Below are 21,264 nucleotides of genomic sequence, written 5' to 3'. Positions count from 1 at the left end.
GGCGGCGCAAGGCAGCCGCTCTGGGACCCCCTGAACGCCGAGGAGCGACCACCCAAGTGGGTGATCGCTCCTCGGTGCGTCAGCGTTACAGCGCTCTGCGAGCGGCTGTGTCGGCGCGCGTGAGCCCCTGGCGGGACTCGTGGTGTTACTTGACCTCGACGGAGGCGCCGGCGCCCTTGAGGGACTCGGCGGCCTTCTCGGCGGCTTCCTTGGCGACCTTCTCGAGGACCGGCTTCGGAGCGCCGTCCACGAGGTCCTTGGCCTCCTTCAGACCCAGGGAGGTCAGCTCACGCACGACCTTGATGACCTGGATCTTCTTGTCGCCGGCACCCGTGAGGATGACGTCGAACTCGTCCTGCTCCTCAGCGGCCTCGGCCGGGGCGCCCGGGCCGGCGGGGCCGGCGACGGCGACGGCCGCGGCGGCGGTGACGTCGAACTTCTCCTCGAACGCCTTCACGAACTCGGAGAGCTCGATGAGGGTCATCTCCTCGAACTGCGCGAGCAGGTCTTCCTGGCTGAGCTTCGCCATGATGGGCGATCCTTCCACTAATTCGGCTGGTGCCGGTATGTACTGGTGAGGCGGGCGTACGTTCGGCCCGCTACGACCGTCGCCTCAGGCGGCGGTCAATGCGCGAGCCGAATTACTCGGCACCGCCCTGCTCGGCCTGCTTGGCACGGAGCGCGTCCACGGTGCGGACGAGCTTCGAGGGAAGCGCCTGGAGGAGCTGAGCAGTCTGCGTCTGCTTGCCCTTGAAGGCGCCCGCCAGCTTGGCGAGCAGAACCTCGCGGGACTCGAGGTCCGCAAGCTTCTTGATCTCGTCGGCGGACAGCGCCTTGCCGTCAAGGACACCGCCCTTGATGACGAGGTTGGGGTTGTCCTTGGCGAAGTCACGAAGACCCTTCGCCGACGTCACCGGGTCACCGGTGATGAAGGCAACCGCCGTCGGACCGTTGAACAGGTCGTCGAGCTGGTTGATCCCGGCCTCGTTGGCCGCGATCTTGGTCAGCGTGTTCTTCACCACGGCGTACTGGGCGTCTTCACCGAGCGAACGGCGCAGCGTCTTGAGCTGCGCCACGGTGAGACCCCGGTACTCGGTCAGCACGGCGGCGTTCGAGCTGCGGAACTGGTCCGCGAGCTCGGCTACCGCGGCAGCCTTGTCGGGCCTTGCCATAAGCGTGGCCTCCTTCCGGGTGATGAGGACCGCTCAGAAGAGGCCGACAAAACAAAACGCCCCGGCGCAGGCGCAGGGGCGTGGCTCAACCGTTTGCTCGCGAGCGAACGTACGGGAACACATCCACAGTCACCTACGCGGGTCGTCCGCAGTTTCAGCGGATCCTTCGGCCGCCGCACTCTCTGACGAGCGCACGGCAACGACCAGCGGTCTTTGGCTTCTGGGGAAGCGTACGCGACCGCATCGCCGTCGAGCAAATCCGCCCGGAAGGCACCGGTCCGGACCGCGGCGCTCCCCGCCCTCCCGGGGCGGGGAGCGCCTGGTTCGGGTGCCTGCCGGGCGCCGGGGCGGGCTCAGCCCTCCTGGGCGTCGCTCAGGGCCTCGGCCAGGTCGACCGTGTCGGCTGCGGCCGGGGCGCGCACCGTCACGGGCTTGTTGAGGTCGAGGAAGGTGATGGTCATGTCGAGCGGGCCCTTGTCCGCGTCACCGCGCATCCGGAACTGCTTGGTGTGCTCGTCCTCGTCGATCCACATGTCCATGGTGAGCTTGTCGACGCCCATGTCCTCGTACTGCTTGAGGCTCTTCTCGCGCGACTCGCGCGTGGCCTTGTCCTCGTCCTTGAGCCCGTCGCGGAACTCGTCGAGGGTGACCGTGCCCTTGTAGTGGGTGGTCTCGACGCCGTCCACCTTCTCGGTGCCGACCTTCTTCACGTCCTTGGAGCCGGTGAGGAACGTGGACTCCTGGGCCGGGTTCTTCTCGACCTGGTCCTGCATGCCGAGGCCGCCGGCACCGGAGGCGCCGTCCTTCTCCGAGACGCCGAACTTCATCCAGTGCTTGCCGTCCATCTCCTCGGCGGCGTCGGCGCCGCCGCTCACGTACAGCGCGCCGTCGACGAAGCGGAGCTCCACCTCTCCGCTGTCGGGCCCCGCCTCCTTCGCCGACATCTTCATGCTCATGGCCATCGGCTTCATGCTCATCGAGGCCTCGGCCTCCACCCGGCCCTGCTCCGGGACCCGGCCCTTCATCCGGTACCGCAGGGACGTGATGTCCTGCGTGTTCTTCGCGGCCTTGGCCACGGCGGCGGCGGGCGCCATCGACGGCGACTCCTCGCCGCCCTTGGAACACGCGACCGCTCCCCCGCCCAGGGCGAGGGCGGCGAGTGCCACTCCGGTCGTCCCGCGTCGTACGGTTCCGCGCACAGTCGTCAGCATGGTTCCCCCCAAGGAACGGACAGCCTTCTCACAGCAAGAGCGCAGAGCCTAACCCAGCGGGATTCACGCAGTCTCCCGAGTTCCGTGGGGCCGGAGGGGCACGTGAGGCCGGTACGGCCGGGTCAGGGGGTCTTCGTGTCCGCGAGGTCCGCGAAGTCGACGGTGTCGTCGGCGGGCGGCCGCTCGGGGACCCGGACCGGCGTCCCGAAGTCGCGGTAGTACGCCGTCGTCAGCGAGGTGCCGTTCCCCGTCTCGCCCCGCTCCGACCGCTTGACCAGCAGGCCCTCGGCGTCGACCCAGATGTCGACCTTCTCCTTCGTGACCCCGGCCTGGGTGAACCACTTCCGGAGACCGGCCACCTCGGCGGCGGTCAGCCCGGGGTGCGATCCGCCCAGCCCGGCCGCGGTCGCGGTGCCCGAGTAGTGCGTCGTACGGACTCCGCGGACCCGTTCCGTTCCGACCTCGCGGGCGTCGGGCGCCGCCAGGAGCAGTTCGACGGACTGGGCCGGGGTGAAGTTCACGGAGGCGTCGTAGTCGTACCGGATCCAGTGCCTGCCGCTGCCGGAGACGGTAGCGAACCGGTCGCTCATCCGGGCGTAGTAGGCGCGGGAGACGAAGCGGGCCGGCGTGGAGGTGTTGCCGAGCTCCCGCATGGTCCGGGCCCAGCTGCCGCCGGTGTAGGTGATGGTCAGGGTGCCCGAGAGGCCCTTGCTCCAGCCGAGGGTGCCCTTGGACCGGGTGGCCACCGTGTCCCCCAGGGCCATGGTGCAGTCGACGCGGGCCGATCCCGCCCGGTGCGTCCTGCTCCGGACCTCTTTCAGGGCGGCGGTGACCGAGGGGCTGACGGCGGCGCCCCGGTCGTCGTCCCGGCCCGCCGACGGGCCGTCCGGGCCGCAGGCGGTCAGGGCGCCGGTCAGCGCGCCGAGCACGGCCAGCGACAGGCCCGCGCGCCGCAGCACGGTGCTGATCATGTCCCCCACCCCTGAGCGATGACTGTGATCGGCACGTTAGCGCAGGCCACCGGCGCGGGGGCGGGGTTCGCGCATCCCGTGGGAGCCGGGAAAAAGGGGACGGGCCCCGCACCTCGAAAGGTGCGGGGCCCGTCCTGGGTTCGCGTGCGCGACGCGGCTGCCTCGATGAGCGGAAGGCTCAGACGGCGGCCGGGTCCTCCTCGACGAGGAGGTTGCGGGTGCGGTTCGGGTCGACCGGAACGCCGGGGCCGATCGTGGTGCTGATCGCGGCCTTCTTGATGTAGCGACCCTTGGCGGCCGACGGCTTCAGACGAAGGATCTCGTCCAGCGCGGCGCCGTAGTTCTCCACCAGCTGGGTGTCGTCGAAGGACGCCTTGCCGATGATGAAGTGCAGGTTCGAGTGCTTGTCGACGCGGAACTCGATCTTGCCGCCCTTGATCTCGGTCACGGCCTTGGCCACGTCCGGGGTCACGGTGCCGGTCTTCGGGTTCGGCATCAGACCACGCGGGCCGAGGACTCGGCCGAGGCGGCCGACCTTGCCCATGAGGTCCGGGGTGGCGACGACGGCGTCGAAGTCCAGACGGCCCTTCGCAACCTCGTCGATGAGCTCGTCGGAGCCGACGATGTCGGCGCCCGCGGCGGTCGCGGCCTCGGCACGGTCACCGGTCGCGAAGACCAGGACCCGGGCGGTCTTACCGGTGCCGTGCGGGAGGTTCACGGTGCCACGGACCATCTGGTCGGCCTTGCGCGGGTCGACACCCAGGCGGAAGGCGACCTCGACGGTGCCGTCGAACTTGGTCGTGGAGGTCTCCTTGGCGAGACGGACGGCCTCGAGCGGGGCGTAGAGCTTGTCCCGGTCGATCTTGGCGTCCGCAGCGCGGAGAGACTTGCTGCGCTTGCTCACTACTGCTCCTGTGTGTTCTGAGGAGTCGTGGTACGGGCCGAGCAGGCCCTTCCACGGTTCAAGGCGTACGAGGTGGGCTTCAGCCCTCGACCGTGATGCCCATGGAACGGGCGGTGCCGGCGATGATCTTCGACGCGGCGTCCAGGTCGTTGGCGTTCAGGTCGGGCATCTTGGTCGTGGCGATCTCGCGGACCTGCGCCTGGGTGATCTTGGCGACCTTGGTCTTGTGCGGCTCGCCGGAGCCCTTCTCCACACCCGCGGCCTTGAGGATCATCTTCGCGGCCGGCGGGGTCTTGGTGATGAAGGTGAAGGAGCGGTCCTCGTAGACCGTGATCTCCACCGGGATGACCCAGCCACGCTGCGACTCGGTCGCGGCGTTGTAGGCCTTGCAGAACTCCATGATGTTGACGCCGTGCTGGCCCAGCGCGGGGCCCACCGGCGGAGCCGGGTTGGCGGCACCGGCCTGGATCTGGAGCTTGATAAGCCCCGTGACCTTCTTCTTCTTGGGAGGCATTCCGGGTCCTCTTTCGTTTTCGCCTTCCTACGTCCGAGTCGCCCCAGACGGCTGCCCCGACCGGACCAAAGATCCGGATGGAGGCATACCGCACAACGATAACGGGTATCTGTGCGCGGCCAAAAACCGAGCAGGTCAGACGGGCTGCGAGAGCCTGTCTGACCTGGTCGGAGGCATCTGTTCCAGAAAGCTAGTTCTTCTGGATCTGGTCGAAGGAGAGCTCGACCGGGGTCTCGCGGCCGAAGATCTCGACGAGTCCCTTGACCTTCTTCGAGTCGGCGTTGATCTCGTTGATCGTCGCCTGCAGTGTCGCGAAGGGGCCGTCGGTGACGGTGACCGAGTCGCCGACCTCGAAGTCCAGCACCTGGACCTCGACCTTGCGGGACGGAGCCGGCTTGCCCTCGGCCTCGGCGGCCTCGCGGGCGGCCTTCTCCTCGGCCTCCGGGGCGAGCATCTTGACGATCTCGTCCAGGGTCAGCGGGTACGGGTCGTAGGCGTTGCCCACGAAGCCGGTGACGCCGGGGGTGTTGCGGACGACGCCCCAGGACTCGTTCGTCAGGTCCATGCGGACCAGCACGTAGCCGGGCAGCTTGTTCTGGCGAATGGTCTTGCGCTCGCCGTTCTTGATCTGCGCGACCTCTTCCTGCGGCACCTCGGCCTGGAAGATGAAGTCCTCGACGTTCAGCGAGACGGCACGCTGCTCGAGGTTGGTCTTCACGCGGTTCTCGTAGCCGGCGTACGTGTGGATGACGTACCACTCGCCGGGGAGGGTGCGCAGTTCCTCGCGCAGTGCGGTGACCGGGTCGACCGGCTCCGCCTCTTCCTCGGCGTCCTCGGCGACGGCCTCGTCCTCGGTGTCCTCGTCGGACGCCTCGGCGTCGGCATCCGCGGTGTTCTCGGCGTTCTCGACGCCTTCGGCGGACTCCTCGGACTCGTCCTCGACCTGCAGGGACGCCTCGTCGGCGGGCTCGCCCGCCTCGTCGTCGGCAGCCTGGGCCTGGTCCGGGTCCTCGGCGTCCGCCGCCTCAACGATGTCGAGCTCGTCCTCAGCGGACTCGACCGACTCGGTGGCGTCGTTCAGGTTCGGGTCAGACACGGTGGCTGCTTCTTCCTGGATACATGGGGGTGGAACACGCGAAAGGGGCGCCGGTGACGGCGCCCTTCGCTCTTGGCTCAGCCGAAGACGTACTTGGCGGCGTGATCGAGTCCATAGTCAATCACGGTGACCAGACCGATCATGATGATGACGAAGACGATCACCACGGTCGTGTACGTCGTCAGCTGATTGCGAGACGGCCAGACGACCTTGCGGAGCTCCGCGACGATCTGGCGGTAGAAGAGGGCAAGGCGCTTCAGCGGGCCCTTCTTGGCACGCTTTCCGCCCTTGCGGGTCTTCTTCTTGGACTCCGGCGCCTCATCCTGGGCATCAGGCATGTCGATGGAGCCCACGGCGTCCGTCACTCGTCCTCACCTGATTCCGGGTCGTGGCCGCGCCGCGCCCGGTTGAGCCGCACGGCGGTGCAAAGCAGTACGTACATGCGCACACATCCTGGCGAAGGAGTGTGTAGCAGGGCCGGAGGGACTTGAACCCCCAACCGCTGGTTTTGGAGACCAGTGCTCTACCAATTGAGCTACGACCCTTTGGTTCCCCCAACGTACCGCATCCACCCGGGTGCTCGGTGTGTGCACCGGGAGAGTGCGGCCGGTGAAGGCCAACGAGGTGAGAGTGTACGTGCTCGGCGGCCGGGCGTCGAACAGAAAGTGTCCGTACGGGCTTTGTCCGTGGTTGATCCATGGGTGTTCAGTCTGTGAAACCCGCGTGCCGGGGGAGTTTCCGGTCTGGAACGATGGGCCCCATGAGCGCTGCAACCCCTCCCACCGAGCGCCGGGTCTCCGCCCGGATCGGTGCGATCTCCGAGTCCGCCACCCTCGCCGTGGACGCCAAGGCGAAGGCCCTCAAGGCCGCCGGGCGTCCGGTGATCGGCTTCGGCGCCGGTGAGCCCGACTTCCCGACCCCGGACTACATCGTCGAAGCCGCCGTCGAGGCGTGCAAGAACCCGAAGTACCACCGCTACACGCCTGCGGGAGGTCTGCCCGAGCTGAAGGCCGCGATCGCCGCCAAGACGCTGCGCGACTCGGGTTACGAGCCCGACGTCTCGCAGGTCCTGGTGACCAACGGCGGCAAGCAGGCGATCTACGAGGCCTTCGCCGCGATCCTCGACCCGGGTGACGAGGTGATCGTCCCGGCGCCGTACTGGACGACCTACCCGGAGTCGATCCGGCTCGCGGGCGGCGTGCCGGTCGAGGTGGTCGCGGACGAGACCACCGGCTACCGGGTCTCGGTCGAGCAGCTGGAGGCGGCGCGCACGGAGAAGACGAAGGTCGTCCTCTTCGTCTCGCCCTCCAACCCGACCGGCGCGGTCTACACCGAGGCCGAGACCGCGGCCATCGGCCGCTGGGCCGTGGAGCACGGCCTGTGGGTGCTCACCGACGAGATCTACGAGCACCTGGTCTACGGGGACGCGGTCTCCGTCTCGCTGCCGGCGCTCCTGCCCGAGCTGCGCGACAAGTGCATCGTGGTCAACGGCGTCGCCAAGACGTACGCCATGACCGGCTGGCGCGTGGGGTGGATCATTGGCCCGAAGGACGTCGTCAAGGCCGCGACCAACCTCCAGTCCCACGCCACCTCGAACGTGTCCAACGTCGCCCAGGTCGCCGCGCTCGCCGCCGTGTCGGGCGACCTGGAGGCCGTCGCGAAGATGCGCGAGGCCTTCGACCGCCGCCGCAAGACCATCGTGCGGATGCTGAACGAGATCGACGGCGTGCTCTGCCCGGTGCCCGAGGGCGCCTTCTACGCGTACCCGTCGGTGAAGGGCCTGCTCGGCAAGGAGATCCGCGGCAAGCGCCCCCAGGACACGGTCGAGCTGGCCGCGCTCATCCTGGAGGAGGCCGAGGTCGCCGTCGTCCCGGGCGAGGCCTTCGGTACGCCGGGTTACCTGCGTCTGTCGTACGCGCTGGGTGACGAGGACCTGGTCGAGGGCGTCTCGCGGATCCAGAAGCTGCTGGCGGAGGCCCGCGCCTGACGTCTGCGTACACCCCCTGGGGTGTCGTTCTCCTTTTCGCGCTCCACGCGCGTGTGCGGGCCGTCTCCCTCCGGGGAGGCGGCCCGCTTCTTCGTTCGAGCAAGACCACGATCAGGGAAAACGCTACCGGCGCGACATTCCCGTACGGCAGGATCCTGGGATGGAGCGTGTACGTGATCTCTCTGAACTGCCCAAGGCCCATCTGCACCTGCACTTCACGGGGTCCATGCGCCCCAGCACGCTGCTGGAGCTGGCCGACAAGCACGGCGTCCGGCTGCCGGACGCGCTGACCAGCGCGGAGCCGCCGCAGCTGCGGGCGACCGACGAGCGCGGCTGGTTCCGTTTCCAGCGGCTGTACGACGCGGCCCGCTCGTGCCTCAGGGATCCGGACGACATCCGGCGGCTGGTGCGCGAGGCCGCCGAGGAGGACCTGAAGGACGGCTCCGGGTGGCTGGAGATCCAGGTCGACCCGACGTCGTACGCGCCGCGCCTCGGCGGGCTCATCCCGGCCATGGAGGTGATCCTGGACGCGGTGGACTCCGCCGCGCGGGAGACCGGCCTCGGGATGCGGGTCCTGGTGGCCGCGAACCGGATGAAGCACCCGCTGGACGCCCGCACGCTGGCCCGCCTGGCGGTGCGGTACGCGGACCGGGGCATCGTCGGTTTCGGGCTGTCCAACGACGAACGGCGGGGCATGGCCCGGGACTTCGACCGGGCGTTCGCCATCGCGCGGGAGGGCGGGCTGCTGTCGGCGCCGCACGGCGGTGAGCTGGCCGGGCCCTCGTCCGTCCGTGACTGCCTGGACGACCTGGAGGCCACGCGGATCGGGCACGGGGTGCGGGCCGCCGACGACCCCCGGCTGATGAAGCGGCTGGCGGACCGCCAGGTGACCTGCGAGGTCTGCCCGGCGTCCAACGTCGCCCTCGGCGTCTACGAGAAGCCCGAGGACGTACCCCTGCGCACTCTGTTCGAGGCCGGGGTGCCGATGGCGCTCGGGGCCGACGACCCGCTGCTGTTCGGCTCGCGGCTCGCCGCCCAGTACGAGATCGCCCGCCGCCACCACGGCTTCACGGACGCGGAACTGGCCGAGCTGGCGCGCCAGTCCATCCGGGCGTCGGCGGCCCCGCACGACGTGAGCGCGAAGCTGCTGGCCGGAGTGGACGACTGGCTGAACTCGTGACCGGTGTCCCGGCCGGGCCCTAGAGGCTGACGCCCACCGTCACGGGCTCGTTGACCAGGGTGATGCCGAAGACGTCGCGGACTCCGGCGACGACCTCGCGGGCCAGGGCGAGCAGGTCCTCGGTGGTCGCCTCGCCCCGGTTGGTGAGGGCCAGGGTGTGCTTGGTCGAGATCCGGGCGGGGCCGGTGCCGTAGCCCTTGGTGAAGCCGGACCTGTCGATCAGCCAGGCGGCGGAGGTCTTGGTGTGGCTGTCCCCGGCCGGGTAGGCCGGCGGCATCACCTCGTCGCCGAGCCGCTCACGCACGCGCGCGTGGAACGCGGCGAACTCCTCGTGGGTGAGGATCGGGTTGGTGAAGAACGACCCGGCCGACCAGGTGTCGTGGTCCTCGGGGTCGAGGACCATGCCCTTGCCGGACCTCAGCTTCAGGACGGTCTCGCGGGCCGCTGCGAGGGGCACGCGGTCGCCCGGTTCGACACCGAGGGCGCGCGCCGTCTCGGCGTACTTGAGCGGAGCCGAGAGTCCGGCGGCGTCCTCCAGTTCGAAGCGGACGCGGAGCACGACGTAGCGCTCGGGGTCCGCCTTGAAGCGGCTGTGCCGGTAGGAGAAGGCGCAGTCGGCGTTGGCCAGCGTGACCGTCTCGCGCGTGCGCCGGTCGTACGCGACGACCTCGGTGATGGTCGACGACACTTCCTGGCCGTACGCGCCGACGTTCTGGATGGGGGTCGCGCCCGCCGAGCCGGGGATGCCGGCGAGGCACTCGACGCCCGCGAGTCCGGCCTCGACGGTGCGGGCGACCGCGTCGGTCCACACCTCGCCGGCGGCCAGCTCCAGCCTCGTGCCGTCGAGCGCGAACCCGGTGGTGGCGATGCGCAGGGCGGTCCCCGGGAACCCCTTGTCGCCGATGACCAGGTTCGATCCACCGCCGATGACCAGCAGCGGCGTACCGCTGTCGTCGGCCTCACGGACGGCGGCGATCACCTCGTCGTCGGTGGTGGCGGTGACCAGCCGGGTGGCGGGCCCGCCGAGCCGGAAGGTGGTCAGGGGGGCGAGCGGAGCGTCGTGGAGTTCCTGCACGGGCTCAAGACTACGAGAGAGCACGGGGGCCGCCGCCCATCGGTGGGGCCCGGTGTGTGTCCGGCTGACCCCGGCGTGCCGGTACGGCGTCGGGGAGGCCCGCGTCACGGCGGGCCTCCCTCACGTCCTACGGCGTCCGCTCGAAGCGCCGCAGCACCTCGTCCCAGTCGGGCGGCAGCTCGTCGGCCGGCGCCGTCCAGGTGAGGAACGTCGCGTCCCGCATCAGGGGCCGCAGCGTGCCGGCGGCCGGGGCGTGCGCGCCCGAGCGGGCGAAGTGCTTGAGGGCCGCGGGCGACTCCCAGGCGGACAGGGTCCAGAAGGTGCGCCGCAGGGGCCAGGCCTTCAGGGAGGCTCCGTACGCGCCGGGCGCCCTGGCGACCTGCCGCCACACGGCGGGCGTGCGCAGGAAGAATCTGAGCGCTCCCCAGCGGGTGCGGGTCTCGAACCGGGAGGCCATGACGTGGACCTGCCCGTGCTGCGGCGGGGGGTGCGGAACGGTCCAGGGAAGAGTGGGCACGGGGTGTACTCCTTCCGGTGCGGCGGACGGTCAGCGGGCGGCGGTCTCCAGGGCCGGTTCCTCGGGCTCGGCGGTGGCGGCGGCCTCGACAGTCCCGGCGGTGCGCCGGGCGGAGGGGATGGCCAGGGCCGCCGTGGCCGCGACGGCCACCACGCCGGCGCCCACCCAGAGCGCGGGCCGCAGTCCGTCCACGAAGCTCTGGGCGGACTCGTAGCCGCCCTGGGACGCGAAGATCGAGGACATCACCGCGATGCCGAGGGCGCCGCCGACCTCGCGCAGGGCGTTGTTGGCGCCGGAGGCGATGCCCTGCTCCTTCGGGTGGACGCTGGACATGACCAGGGCGGACGCCGGGGCGAAGTACAGGGACATCCCGATGCCGCTGACGATCAGGCCGGGCAGCTGTCCCGAGTAGGCGACGTCGGCGGTGACCACGGCTGCGAGGTACGCGAGTCCCGCGGCCTGCAGGAACAGTCCCGCCGCGACGACCGGCCGGCCGCCGACGCGGTCCGAGAGGTAGCCGGCGATCGGCGCGACGAGCATCGGCATGCCGGTCCAGGGCAGCATCCGCAGTCCGGCCTCGGTGGGCGAGTAGCCGAGGACGCCTTGCATGTACTGGCTGAGCAGGAAGATCGAGCCGAACATCCCGAGGAACATCAGCAGGCTCGCGGCGTTGATCCCGGAGAAGGCCCGCGAGCGGAAGAGCCGCATCGGCAGCATCGGGGCCTTGTCGCGGATGCCGTGCCGGACGAACCCGCCGAGCAGCACGGCACCGGTGACGAGAGCCGTCAGGACGTACGCGCTGGTCCAGCCGTCGGCGGGCCCGCGGACCAACCCGTAGACGATCCCGAAGAGGCCGCCACTGGCGAGGAGTGTGCCGGTGATGTCGAGCGGGGCTCCGCTGCCGTAGGACTCGGACAGGCGCAGCCGGGCGAGCGGGAGCAGGGCGAGGCCCAGCGGGACGTTCAGCCAGAAGATCCAGTGCCAGGACACGTGTTCGGTGAGGCTGCCGCCGATGAGGGGCCCGGAGGCGACGGCGAGGCCGTTGACGGCTCCCCAGATCCCGTACGCCGTCCCGCGCTTGGCGGCCGGCACGGCGGCGGTCAGCAGGGTCAGCGTCAGCGGCATCATGATCGCGGCGCCGACGCCCTGAACCGCGCGGGCGGCGATCAGCGAGTCGATGCCGGGCGCCATGGCCGCGGCGGCGGAGGCGCCGGTGAAGACGGTGAGGCCCGCCAGGAACATCCGCCGCCGGCCGAACCGGTCGCCCAGGGCCGCGCCGAACATCAGCAGTACGGCGAAGGTGAGCGTGTACGCGCTCACGGTCCATTCGAGATCGTCCAGCGCACCCCCGAGGTCCTGGCGGATGGAGGGCAGGGCGGTGGTGACGACGAGGTTGTCCAGGGCCGCCATGAACCCGGCGACGCTGGTGACGACGAGGGCCCAGGCGGCTCCCCCGCGACGTGCGGTCTGCTCTGACATCTCTCCCCCAGAGGATGTTCGGTGGTGCTGGTTAGTAATTGATGACTAACTTCCGCGAACATGGCGAAGGGCACCGAAGACGCCCCCTGCCGCCTACTTCTCCAGCCGCCCGTCGAGTCGCGCCGACGGGTAGATCCCTTCCCAGACCCGGTGCTCCGACGGAAAGCCCATGGCCACGAGACAGTTGATGAGCATCCCGTACGCCATGAAGGTCGTCGTCTCGTCGACGTCCGCCCCGAGCGACAGATGGACGGTGTCCCACAGCCGCGTCCAGCCGGCCCGCACCGCTTCTCCGAACTCACGCTCACCGGCCTGCTCGGCGGCGGCCACGGCGAGGTACATCTGCATCTGCATCATGAGCTGCTCGGGCTGCTCCGCGATGACCCTGCTGTACGCGTTCCCCATGGCCACCTGGGCCTCTTCGCCTTCGAGGCCCTCGGAGGCCTCCTCGAAGGTGCGGATCGTGTCCTCCACGCAGCGCTCGGCGGCCGCCAGGAAGATCGCCTTCTTGGTGGGGAAGAGCCGGAAGAGATACGGCTGCGAGACGCCGACCCGCTTGGCGATCGCCTCGGTCGACGTGCCGTAGTAGCCACCGCGGGCGAACTCGCTCGTCGCCGCACGGATGACGCTCTCGCGCCTCTCCTCCGCACTCATCCTGACCATGAGAGAAAGTTAGTACTCAATCACTAACTTGGTCAAGGGGTGGGGTGGGGGGTGGCTTTTACGAGGGGCCGGAAGGGGACAGTGAGCGCGAGAGGGGTGCGGAAACCGGAACGCCTGGAGCGCGGTGGGCGTTGGGGCGGGCAGGGGGCCTGATACGCGTAAGGAGCGCCCCTCCATTGAGGACGCCCCTTACATCGCACTTCGTCGCCCCCCGTCGCGCCGGTTCCCGCGGAGCTTCGGATGGCGTTCACGTGGGGTCTGTCACTTAGGTCGAGTCACCGCACGGCCTCTGTCACACCCCCGCCGTTCAGGCCAGGCGTACGACCGCCCGTGACATGCCCAGCACCTTCTGGCCGGCGCTCATCGCCACGAGGTCCACGCGGACCGTGTCGTCGTCGAGCTTGGCGGCGACCTTGGCGCTGACCTCGATGGTCGCTCCCTGGTCGTCGTTCGGGACGACGACGGGCTTGGTGAAGCGCACGCCGTACTCGACCACCGCGCCCGGGTCGCCGACCCAGTCGGTGACGACGCGGATGGCCTCGGCCATGGTGAACATGCCGTGCGCGATGACGTCGGGGAGACCGACCTCGACCGCGAACTTCTCGTTCCAGTGGATCGGGTTGAAGTCCCCGGAGGCACCCGCGTACTGCACCAGCGTGGCGCGTGTCACGGGGAAGACCTGGGCCGGCAGCTCGGTGCCGACCTCGACGTCCGCGTAAGAGATCTTCGCCGTCATGTCAGCTTCCCTCCGCCGCGCGGGCGACGAGCTTCGTGAGAGCCGTCACCACGTGCTCGCCCGCCTCGTCGTGGACCTCACCGCGGATGTCCACGATGTCGTTGCCCGCGAGGGACTTGATCGACTCGATGGTCGAGGTGACCGTGAGCCGGTCCCCCGCGCGCACCGGCCGGGTGTAGGCGAACTTCTGGTCGCCGTGCACCACGCGGGTGTAGTCGAGGCCGAGTTGGGGGTCCTGAACGACCTGGCCGGCGGCCTTGAAGGTGATCGCGAAGACGAAGGTCGGCGGGGCGATCACATCGGGATGCCCGAGAGCCTTGGCGGCGTCGGGGTCCGTGTACGCGGGGTTGTCGTCCCCCACGGCCTCCGCGAACTCGCGGATCTTCTCCCGGCCGACCTCATAGGGGTCGGTGGGCGGGTAGGTCCGCCCCACGAAGGACTGGTCGAGCGCCATGGCTCGGCACCTCCTGGTTTTCAGCCGGAACAACAAGTCACGGCCGAGGCCCACGGCAGGACGCTCGCCGGACGAACGCCGAGCGTCCTCTGCGGACACTCGGCGACTGAACGACGAGGGTCCACGGCTGGACGCTCAGCGAATGAACGACGAGATCCACGGCGGGACGCTCGGCGATCCAACGACGCGAGGCCGCCCCCGTTGCTGGGGACGGCCTCGTGTACGAGCCTGAAATTATCGCGTTTCGCGGTGCGCGGTGTGCGCGTTGCAACGCGGGCAGTGCTTCTTCATCTCCAGTCGGTCCGGGTTGTTACGCCGGTTCTTCTTGGTGATGTAGTTCCGCTCCTTGCACTCCACGCAGGCCAGCGTGATCTTCGGGCGGACGTCGGTGGCAGCCACAGGAGTGCTCCTTGACGAACGGATGGGACGATTAACGCATAGAAGAGTAGCCGATCGAAGGACCGACCCCACAATCGGCTACTGTCAGTAGCGGTGACCGGACTTGAACCGGTGACACAGCGATTATGAGCCGCTTGCTCTACCGACTGAGCTACACCGCTGAGATGCGATCGGGCCCCGCCTTGCGACGGGAACCTCACACACCAGAGCCCCAATACGGAATCGAACCGTAGACCTTCTCCTTACCATGGAGACGCTCTGCCGACTGAGCTATTGGGGCGAGCGATGAAGACATTACACGGTCGGCCGCCGATCGCCCAAATCCGTTTCGCGGCACCTGCCCCGGGCTGTCTCCCACCCGCCCCTCGGGTCGTCCCGCACCCACTCCGCCGTCCGTTTTCCACCCTTCCGCGGGCCTTGCCGCGGAAGGGAACCGTGGCCCACGCGCGAGCCCTGGAACTCCGGGAGCCATGCCCTCCCGGGCGCCCTGAGGCTGCCGGGAACCGTGCCCTTCGCGTGGGCACCGCAGCGATCGGAACCGACCCCTCTGGCGTGGGCCCTCGGCTACCGAAACCGTGCCCTCTCGCGTCGCCCCCGCGGCTACCGAAACATGCCCTCTCGCGTGGGCCCTGCGGCGGACGCGAACCACGCCTCCGACGACTCCTCGTACCCGCGATACGGAAGTGATCGCTGATGTGCGTGAGGTCACCGGGACCGCTGGTTCCACGTGAAGCGATGAGGCCGGCACGGACTCCGGGCCGTCGCGAACCGTGCGCGCGTCGCCGCCGTCACCGGGTTCGCCCAGCCCACCGCCTCGCTCCCGCCCGAGCGCCGGCGTCCGCGTCAACCTGGCGACCACACCGGTACGACTATTGCGCTCCTCCCGGATACGGGCGCGTCGCGACCCTAGGCTCGACTCACTCTGCGTGATCTTGCGTCCCTGCCGCGCAGACGTCACCGACCCCAGGAGCGCGATGCCCGACAGCCAGCCGCAGCCGCCCCACTCCTCGTCCTCCTCGGGGCACGCCGACGCCTCCGCCCTCCTGCTGTGCGGAGCACGGCTCACCGACGGCCGGACCGTGGACGTGCGGCTGGGCGGCGGACGCATCGAGGCCGTCGGCACCGCGGGGAGCCTCGCTCCGAGCGGAAACGCTGCCCACGGCACGCGCGTGGACCTCGACGGCTACCTGCTCCTGCCTGCCCCGGCCGAGGCGCACGCCCACGGGGACACGGCGTTCACGGCCGACGGGTACGGCCCGGTCTCGTACGACTGCGAGGAGGTCCAGCGCCGGGCCACCGAGGCGGCGCTGCTCCAACTCGGGCACGGGGCCACGGCGTTGCGCGCGCACGTGCACGTAGGCGACGTCCAGGGGCTGGGCGCGCTGACGGCCGTGCTCCAGGCCCGCCGGGCGCTGCGCGGTCTCACCGAGCTGTCGACGGTGGCGATGCCGCGGCTGCTGACCGGGGTGGCCGGGGCGGACGGGCTCGCGATGCTGCGGGACGCGGTGAAGATGGGCGCCTCCGTGGTGGGCGGCTGCCCGGACGCCGACCCGGACCCGACGGGCTACGTCGAGGCCGTACTGGAGATCGCCTCCGAGCACGGCTGCCCCGTCGATCTGCACACGGACGGCGCCGACCCGGCCCGCCTCGCCCGGCTGGCGGCGATGGCGGGGGGGCTGCGCCCGGGAGTGACGCTCGGCCCGTGCGGCGGACTCGGGCGGCTGCCGTCCGACGTGGCGATCCGCGCCGCGGACCAGCTCGCGGCGGCGGGGATCACGGTGGTGTGCCTCCCGCAGGGCGGCTGCGGCAGCGTCGACCGCCAGGGGACGGCTCCGGTACGGCTGTTGCGGGCGGCCGGCGTACGGGTCGCGGCGGGCAGCGGCGCCCTGCGCGACGTCTCGAACCCGGTGGGCCGAGGGGACCCGTTGGAGGCGGCGTACCTGCTCGCCTCGCGCGACGGGCTGCGGCCCGAGGACGCCTACGACACGGTCAGTTCGGCCGCCCGGGCCGCCCTCGGCCTGCCCGAGGTGCGGGTGGAGGCCGGTTTCCCGGCGGAACTGCTCGCGGTACGCGGCGACGGCCTCGCGGGCGCGCTGTCGCTGGCGTACAGCCGGATCGTCGTACACGGGGGGCGCGTTGTCGCACGGACGAGCGCGGTGCGGGAGTACTGCAGTTCGGGTGCGGCGGGCTTGGATCTGCCCCGGCAGGGGCGGGGCCTGCCGTCCTGAACGACGGGACACCTGCCGTCTTGAGCGGCGGGAGGGGTGCGGCGGGAGAGCTTCCGTAGGGCACGTGGGTGACCGTGACCCGGGGCCCGTGACTCGTGGCCGGGGCCCGTGACTCGTGGCCGGGGCCGTGATTGGTGGCCCATGGCATGCCGTCTGGCTGGGTCCGCGGCCTGTGGCGCGCGACAGGTGGTCCAGTCGGCGCTCCGTGAGCTACGGCGTGCCCTCCCAGCGCCTCGGACACCTCGGACTCCCGGTGTCCGAGGCGGGGTCCGGGTGTCCGAGGCGGTGTCCGTCGGCAGCGGTCAGAGCATGCCGCCGCCCAACATGGCTCCGGTCAGCGGGTTGCCGAGCCCCGGCGCGTCGCCGACGGGGAACTCCGTGGCGCCCGAAGGAGCCTTGACCTCGCCCGCCTCGGCGAACTTGAGGACCAGGGGCACCTTGGCGCCCTTGGGGTGCTCGGCGAGGACGGCCAGGTCGACCTTCACCTGCTCGAGGTCGCCGTTCCTGATCTTGAAGTCGACAGCGACCTTCTTGTCCGGAGCGTCCTTGAGGTCGCGGGACGTGGGCAGTTCGGCGCCCGGCGGGAGGTCGCCCTCCAGCGGACGGAGCCGGTCGAACAGCTCGGTGAGCACGTCGCGGAGGTTGGCCTTGGCGACGACGTGCTCGGCCCCGTCGCTGCCGCTCCCGTCACGGAAGGTGACCTCGTCCGCGAGGACACCGCGTACGGCCTTCATGATCTTCCGCTGCGTCCTGGCGTCGATGTCGTCGCCGCCGGAGCCCTTCGCGCCCTTCCCGGACGCCTCCAGTTCGCGGGTGTCCATCTTGGCCCACCCGCCGTCGAGCACCTTCTGGAACCGCTTGTCCTCCTGCGGGAGTTCGTCCGTGGACGGGAGGGGGAAGCCCATGGCCTCGCCGACCGCCTTCATGTCGGCGCGGTAGTACATGAAGTCGCCGACGACCCGGTACTCGACCAGGACACCCTTGGAGCCGGCGACCTTCACGCTCGTACCGACGAGGTCCTTCTCGCCCGAATCCGCCAGCTTCTTGCGGGACTTGACCGAGATGTCGACGTGCAGTCCGGCGATGAAGTCGGCGAACTCGTCCGGCATCTCGTCGGCGTCGTCCGAGAGCGAGGCCAGCGCCTCGGGGGTCGCGTCCAGGCTCAACTCGATGCCGAGCGACTTCTGTTCGCCGAGCCGGTCGACGGCGTGGTCGACCTTCTGTCCGGCGGTGAGGTTCTCGACCGTGCCGCAGGCGGCCGCCGTGGCGAACAGGACGGCGGCACAGCCGGCCACGGTGACGGTCTTGCGTATGGCGGTGATGGCGGTCTCCTTACGAGGCCGTACGGCTCCGCGCGGCCCCCGTGGCTCGTACGGCGTACGACGACCTCTGAATTCACAGTGATCACTGGTACGACCCACGAGTCGTCCACAGGGTTGTGCGGCGAATGCGCCCACCCGGGCGTACGGTCGGAATCATGCGCATTGTCATTGCTGGAGGTCATGGTCAGATCGCGCTGCGGCTGGAGCGTCTGCTCGCCGCGCGCGGGGACGAGGCGGCGGGCATCATCCGCCGCGCGGAACAGGGCGACGAGCTGCGAGAGGCCGGCGCCGAGCCGATCGTGTGCGATCTGGAGTCCGCCTCGGTCGAGGAGGTCGCCGGGCATCTGCGGGGCGCCGACGCGGCCGTCTTCGCGGCGGGAGCCGGTCCGGGCAGCACCGTGGCCCGCAAGGACACGGTGGACCGGGCCGCGGCGGTCCTGTTCGCGGACGCGGCGGAGCTGGCGGGGGTACGGCGGTACGTCGTCGTCTCCTCCATGGGCGCCGATCCCGCGCACCAGGGCAACGAGGTCTTCGACGCGTATCTGCGCGCCAAGGGCGAGGCGGACGAGTACGTACGGAACCGGGAGGCGCTGGACTGGACGATCCTGCGGCCCGGCGCCCTGACGAACGACGCCGGCACGGGCCTCGTCCGTCTGGAGGCCTCCACCGGCCGGGGCTCGGTCCCCCGCGACGACGTCGCGGCGGTGCTCGCGGAGCTGGTGGACACCCCGGCGACGGCGGGCCTCACCCTGGAACTGATCAGCGGTTCCGCACCGATCTCGGTGGCCGTGAAGTCGGTGGCGGGGAACTAGGGGCGCACAGCGCATGGCCCTCGGCGGCGCGGCCCGGCGGGCTTCCGCCCACGGGTCGGTGGCGCCCGAGGGCGGGTCCTAGAAGAGCGGCAGCTGGCCGGGGAAGTCGGGCACCACATACCCGTCCAGCGCCGGCTGGGCCGCTCCGAGCTCGGCCTGGCGACGCGACCCGGGACACGACACGAGGTCACCGCTACCCCGGGCCCCGGCCGGGTCGTGGCGCGCGAACCGTCCCGCGACGACGGCGATCTCGCGACGGCACTCGGGGCACTTCCTGCGACGGGACGACATGGGATCAAGTGTGCCCGGCGCCGGGTGAAACGGGGTGACGGCACTCGTCGTGCGCAGCGGCGCACCGGCGGGGCGCCGTCGTGTCCCGCAACGCTCACTTCGACGGATCGCAGGTCGCGTCGATCGCGGAGCGCTACCCTGTGCATACCGAAGGTGGGGGGCGCCTTCAGGCACGGCGCGCCTTCCGAGGGCCGAGGGGGGCCGGTGTGAACACCATCGACGTCGGGCGGGTACGCCGTCGCGTGGAAGCCGTCGAGGACTGGTTCCTGGCCGAAGATCAATGGCCGGTGGTCAGTTCGGCACTCACGGAGCTGGAATCGGCTCTCGTACGGCGCGACGACACAGCGGTCCGCGCCGTCTTCGACACGCTGCAGTCACTGGAGGAAGGCGCGCGGCGCGCAAATGCCCTGCCCGGTCCGGCGAAGACCCCCATCCCGCCGCATCAGCGGGAACAGCTGAACTACCTGGTCCGTCGCCTCACACTCGATTTGGGACAGCCGCCGCCGGCATCGGACGGCACCGAGGGACGACAGCCGCGACACAGCGGCTGACCACGGCATCCGTCCGGCTCTCCGCACCGGGAAGCGAGTCACCGGCAATGCGCCCCTTCATCAGACCGGCCCTGCTCGTGACGTGTTTCGCGCCGCGCGCCAAGGATGCCGGTGAACCGAACCATCCGTATCTGCAGGCCCTGTGGTCGGCGTGCCGCGCTCTTGGGATGACCTCACCGGTCGTCGGCGCTCCGGCACCCGTGGAGGTCCTGCCGCCCGGTCTCGACCATGGCCAGGAATTCACGTCGCTGGGTATCGCCGCCCGAGCGAGTACGAGCGGGCTCTACTCCGCGTTCGCCTTCACGGAGCACGACGTGACCGGTCTCGTCGCACTGCTCGCGCCGAACGAGACCGAAACCGGGCTGGAGGGCTGGAATCCACTGCTCCGGGAATGGACGGACGCGCTCACGGCCGCGGGACCGGTGCCTTCCTCGGAAGGGATCCTGCACGAGTTCCGCATCTTCGAGGCGCTGTACGGGGGTCGCGGCGCGAGAGGCAGACGTGCCGACCCCGAGCACATCCGCAGGAACGCGCCGTCGGGCGGGGACGGTACGTGGTGGCAGGGGTTCGACGAGACGGACGAAGGCTTCCGCATATGGAACGCCGACGGGTACGACTCCCCGGCCCCGCTCTCGGACCTCTACGTCCTGGCACCGGTCCGGCATGAGAACACACTGGACGCCTGGGCCTGGGCGCTGCCCGGTCAGCAGGGCCTCAGGCCGCTGACGCGCTACCTCATGCACGCGGCGAAGGTGCGCTACGAGGAACGGCTGTACGCGTCCTCCGAGAACGTGCACACGCGCGTGGACCGCAGCGACGCAGAGACGGAAGCCCTGCTCCAGGTCCTCGCACCGACATCGACGGACCGCCCGGTGTCACTGGACCGCATCCGCAGCGCGGCGGCGCTGCTCGACCGCGGTCAGTTCGGTCCCCAAGGACTCCTGTGGACGATCACGCGACAGCGCCAACTGATACGTACCGTCTCGATCGCCGTCGACAACCTGCGCATCCACACGCCGAGCGTCCGGCGGCATGGTCCGGACGTCACGTGGCCGGAGGCCGAACTCGCCGTCGCGCAGCGGGTGATCAAACAGGTGGAGAGCGATCAGGTCCAGCTGGAAGCCTGTCGCGAACGCGCCGACGCGGCTCGCACCGTGGCCTCCGGGATCACCGAACGGGCGCTCAACGAGCACCGGGTCTGGTTGACGCTCGTCCAGACCTCCGTTCTGGGTGCGGTGCTCACGGCGCTGACCGTCGTCCAGGCCTTCCAGTACGAACCCCCGCTCCCCCGGCATCTGCAGTCTCCGGTGATTCTGCTGCTGGCATCACTCGCACTCGCCCTGCCACTGCTGGTGCTGCGCTCCGCCAGAGCGGCGGTGTCCACGCCGTACCGGTGGCTGGATGCGAGCGCCGTGGTCCTGCTGGGTGTCGCAGCGGGCTGGACGGCGGTCGTGGCGTGGGGCGTGCACTACGGGCACGCCCCCGTTCCCGCCGCCATCACCGTGCCGTGCAGCGGAGCGGGCGGACTGCTCGCCTACGGCGCGTACTACTACTGGGACCGGCGCAGGTCCCGGCCCGACTGACCTTCCGAACCGAGTCCGGCGGGTGGGACTCGCGAGCGGCGTGATTGCGGACTTCCCTGACCATCTCGGGCGACTGGAACGAGGTTCCCCATGGGCCGGAACGATGACGCACGTCAAGA

The 21,264-nt window shown here is 70.2% G+C and carries 23 protein-coding genes and 3 tRNA genes; 6 read left to right on the top strand and 20 right to left on the bottom strand.

Annotated elements, in window-relative coordinates; genetic code table 11:
* Nucleotides 1-145 precede the first annotated feature (145 nt).
* The 9 genes from rplL to ACZ4VA_RS21955 form a co-directional block, all read right to left on the bottom strand.
* On the bottom strand, nucleotides 146-529 hold the full coding sequence (gene rplL, locus ACZ4VA_RS21995) for a 50S ribosomal protein L7/L12 (RefSeq protein WP_355788072.1): 384 nt from the start codon (nucleotides 527-529) through the stop codon (nucleotides 146-148).
* 112 nt (nucleotides 530-641) lie between these two features.
* Entirely contained in the window at nucleotides 642-1,172 is a 531-nt protein-coding gene (rplJ, locus tag ACZ4VA_RS21990) for a 50S ribosomal protein L10 (RefSeq protein WP_355788074.1), read from the bottom strand.
* Between the two features lie 353 nt (nucleotides 1,173-1,525).
* Nucleotides 1,526-2,383: an SCO4651 family lipoprotein gene (locus ACZ4VA_RS21985; protein ID WP_389391164.1), complete on the bottom strand. Its 858-nt coding sequence runs from the start codon at nucleotides 2,381-2,383 to the stop codon at nucleotides 1,526-1,528.
* A gap of 122 nt (nucleotides 2,384-2,505) precedes the next feature.
* Nucleotides 2,506-3,354: an SCO4651 family lipoprotein gene (locus ACZ4VA_RS21980; protein ID WP_356167202.1), complete on the bottom strand. Its 849-nt coding sequence runs from the start codon at nucleotides 3,352-3,354 to the stop codon at nucleotides 2,506-2,508.
* Between the two features lie 178 nt (nucleotides 3,355-3,532).
* Entirely contained in the window at nucleotides 3,533-4,258 is a 726-nt protein-coding gene (rplA, locus tag ACZ4VA_RS21975) for a 50S ribosomal protein L1 (RefSeq protein WP_356167199.1), read from the bottom strand.
* A gap of 79 nt (nucleotides 4,259-4,337) precedes the next feature.
* The gene (gene rplK, locus ACZ4VA_RS21970; protein ID WP_030359033.1) at nucleotides 4,338-4,772 is read right to left on the bottom strand and encodes a 50S ribosomal protein L11; all 435 of its coding nucleotides are present in this window, start codon (nucleotides 4,770-4,772) and stop codon (nucleotides 4,338-4,340) included.
* 190 nt (nucleotides 4,773-4,962) lie between these two features.
* The gene (gene nusG / locus ACZ4VA_RS21965; protein ID WP_355781640.1) at nucleotides 4,963-5,868 is read right to left on the bottom strand and encodes a transcription termination/antitermination protein NusG; all 906 of its coding nucleotides are present in this window, start codon (nucleotides 5,866-5,868) and stop codon (nucleotides 4,963-4,965) included.
* 77 nt (nucleotides 5,869-5,945) lie between these two features.
* Complete coding sequence (secE, locus tag ACZ4VA_RS21960) at nucleotides 5,946-6,233, bottom strand: preprotein translocase subunit SecE (protein WP_121405488.1); 288 nt, start codon at nucleotides 6,231-6,233, stop codon at nucleotides 5,946-5,948.
* 107 nt (nucleotides 6,234-6,340) lie between these two features.
* Nucleotides 6,341-6,413: transfer RNA gene (locus tag ACZ4VA_RS21955), tRNA-Trp, on the bottom strand.
* Nucleotides 6,414-6,628: 215 nt separating this feature from the next.
* Here ACZ4VA_RS21955 and ACZ4VA_RS21950 point away from each other — a divergent pair.
* A complete protein-coding gene (locus tag ACZ4VA_RS21950; protein ID WP_355781637.1) occupies nucleotides 6,629-7,855 on the top strand; it encodes a pyridoxal phosphate-dependent aminotransferase in 1,227 nt (408 codons plus the stop codon).
* A gap of 160 nt (nucleotides 7,856-8,015) precedes the next feature.
* Nucleotides 8,016-9,035: an adenosine deaminase gene (locus tag ACZ4VA_RS21945; protein ID WP_355781635.1), complete on the top strand. Its 1,020-nt coding sequence runs from the start codon at nucleotides 8,016-8,018 to the stop codon at nucleotides 9,033-9,035.
* Nucleotides 9,036-9,054: 19 nt separating this feature from the next.
* On the opposite strand, the gene ACZ4VA_RS21940 is transcribed toward ACZ4VA_RS21945, so the two are convergent.
* The 9 genes from ACZ4VA_RS21940 to ACZ4VA_RS21900 all read right to left on the bottom strand — a co-directional run bounded on the left by ACZ4VA_RS21940 (nucleotide 9,055) and on the right by ACZ4VA_RS21900 (nucleotide 14,638).
* Nucleotides 9,055-10,110 carry a UDP-N-acetylmuramate dehydrogenase gene (locus tag ACZ4VA_RS21940; protein WP_356167189.1) on the bottom strand — a complete coding sequence of 352 codons (1,056 nt, stop codon included), beginning with the start codon at nucleotides 10,108-10,110 and terminating at the stop codon, nucleotides 9,055-9,057.
* 127 nt (nucleotides 10,111-10,237) lie between these two features.
* Nucleotides 10,238-10,627, bottom strand: a complete 390-nt coding sequence (locus tag ACZ4VA_RS21935) for a DUF3291 domain-containing protein (RefSeq protein ID WP_356167186.1) — start codon at nucleotides 10,625-10,627, stop codon at nucleotides 10,238-10,240.
* 30 nt (nucleotides 10,628-10,657) lie between these two features.
* Entirely contained in the window at nucleotides 10,658-12,106 is a 1,449-nt protein-coding gene (locus ACZ4VA_RS21930) for an MFS transporter (RefSeq protein WP_468082410.1), read from the bottom strand.
* A 93-nt stretch (nucleotides 12,107-12,199) separates the two neighbouring features.
* Nucleotides 12,200-12,769: a TetR/AcrR family transcriptional regulator gene (locus ACZ4VA_RS21925; protein ID WP_355786746.1), complete on the bottom strand. Its 570-nt coding sequence runs from the start codon at nucleotides 12,767-12,769 to the stop codon at nucleotides 12,200-12,202.
* 307 nt (nucleotides 12,770-13,076) lie between these two features.
* Nucleotides 13,077-13,505, bottom strand: a complete 429-nt coding sequence (locus tag ACZ4VA_RS21920; RefSeq protein WP_356167181.1) for a MaoC family dehydratase — start codon at nucleotides 13,503-13,505, stop codon at nucleotides 13,077-13,079.
* A 1-nt stretch (nucleotide 13,506) separates the two neighbouring features.
* Nucleotides 13,507-13,959 carry a MaoC family dehydratase N-terminal domain-containing protein gene (locus tag ACZ4VA_RS21915; protein ID WP_356167178.1) on the bottom strand — a complete coding sequence of 151 codons (453 nt, stop codon included), beginning with the start codon at nucleotides 13,957-13,959 and terminating at the stop codon, nucleotides 13,507-13,509.
* 234 nt (nucleotides 13,960-14,193) lie between these two features.
* Complete coding sequence (gene rpmG, locus ACZ4VA_RS21910) at nucleotides 14,194-14,358, bottom strand: 50S ribosomal protein L33 (RefSeq protein WP_003948671.1); 165 nt, start codon at nucleotides 14,356-14,358, stop codon at nucleotides 14,194-14,196.
* Nucleotides 14,359-14,446: 88 nt separating this feature from the next.
* Nucleotides 14,447-14,519, bottom strand: a tRNA-Met gene (locus tag ACZ4VA_RS21905).
* Between the two features lie 46 nt (nucleotides 14,520-14,565).
* A tRNA-Thr gene (locus tag ACZ4VA_RS21900) sits at nucleotides 14,566-14,638 on the bottom strand.
* Between the two features lie 694 nt (nucleotides 14,639-15,332).
* Between ACZ4VA_RS21900 and ACZ4VA_RS21895 the strand changes: the two genes are divergently transcribed.
* Nucleotides 15,333-16,586: an amidohydrolase family protein gene (locus ACZ4VA_RS21895; RefSeq protein ID WP_355781621.1), complete on the top strand. Its 1,254-nt coding sequence runs from the start codon at nucleotides 15,333-15,335 to the stop codon at nucleotides 16,584-16,586.
* A gap of 302 nt (nucleotides 16,587-16,888) precedes the next feature.
* On the opposite strand, the gene ACZ4VA_RS21890 is transcribed toward ACZ4VA_RS21895, so the two are convergent.
* The gene (locus tag ACZ4VA_RS21890) at nucleotides 16,889-17,881 is read right to left on the bottom strand and encodes a hypothetical protein (protein ID WP_355781619.1); all 993 of its coding nucleotides are present in this window, start codon (nucleotides 17,879-17,881) and stop codon (nucleotides 16,889-16,891) included.
* Nucleotides 17,882-18,063: 182 nt separating this feature from the next.
* On the opposite strand from ACZ4VA_RS21890, the gene ACZ4VA_RS21885 reads away from it, so the two are divergent.
* A complete protein-coding gene (locus ACZ4VA_RS21885) occupies nucleotides 18,064-18,720 on the top strand; it encodes an NAD(P)H-binding protein (protein WP_355781616.1) in 657 nt (218 codons plus the stop codon).
* Between the two features lie 78 nt (nucleotides 18,721-18,798).
* On the opposite strand, the gene ACZ4VA_RS21880 is transcribed toward ACZ4VA_RS21885, so the two are convergent.
* Nucleotides 18,799-19,011: a hypothetical protein gene (locus tag ACZ4VA_RS21880; protein ID WP_151474131.1), complete on the bottom strand. Its 213-nt coding sequence runs from the start codon at nucleotides 19,009-19,011 to the stop codon at nucleotides 18,799-18,801.
* A gap of 206 nt (nucleotides 19,012-19,217) precedes the next feature.
* Here ACZ4VA_RS21880 and ACZ4VA_RS21875 point away from each other — a divergent pair, with 206 nt between their 5' ends.
* Complete coding sequence (locus tag ACZ4VA_RS21875) at nucleotides 19,218-19,562, top strand: CATRA system-associated protein (protein WP_355781611.1); 345 nt, start codon at nucleotides 19,218-19,220, stop codon at nucleotides 19,560-19,562.
* A gap of 47 nt (nucleotides 19,563-19,609) precedes the next feature.
* Nucleotides 19,610-21,145 carry a CATRA conflict system CASPASE/TPR repeat-associated protein gene (locus ACZ4VA_RS21870; protein ID WP_356167169.1) on the top strand — a complete coding sequence of 512 codons (1,536 nt, stop codon included), beginning with the start codon at nucleotides 19,610-19,612 and terminating at the stop codon, nucleotides 21,143-21,145.
* Nucleotides 21,146-21,264: the final 119 nt, after the last annotated feature.

It is taken from the genome of Streptomyces sp. NPDC028308, from assembly GCF_055565855.1.
The sequence above is the reverse complement of the archived record's forward strand: the minus strand, read 5'-3'. Positions and strand labels throughout refer to the sequence as shown.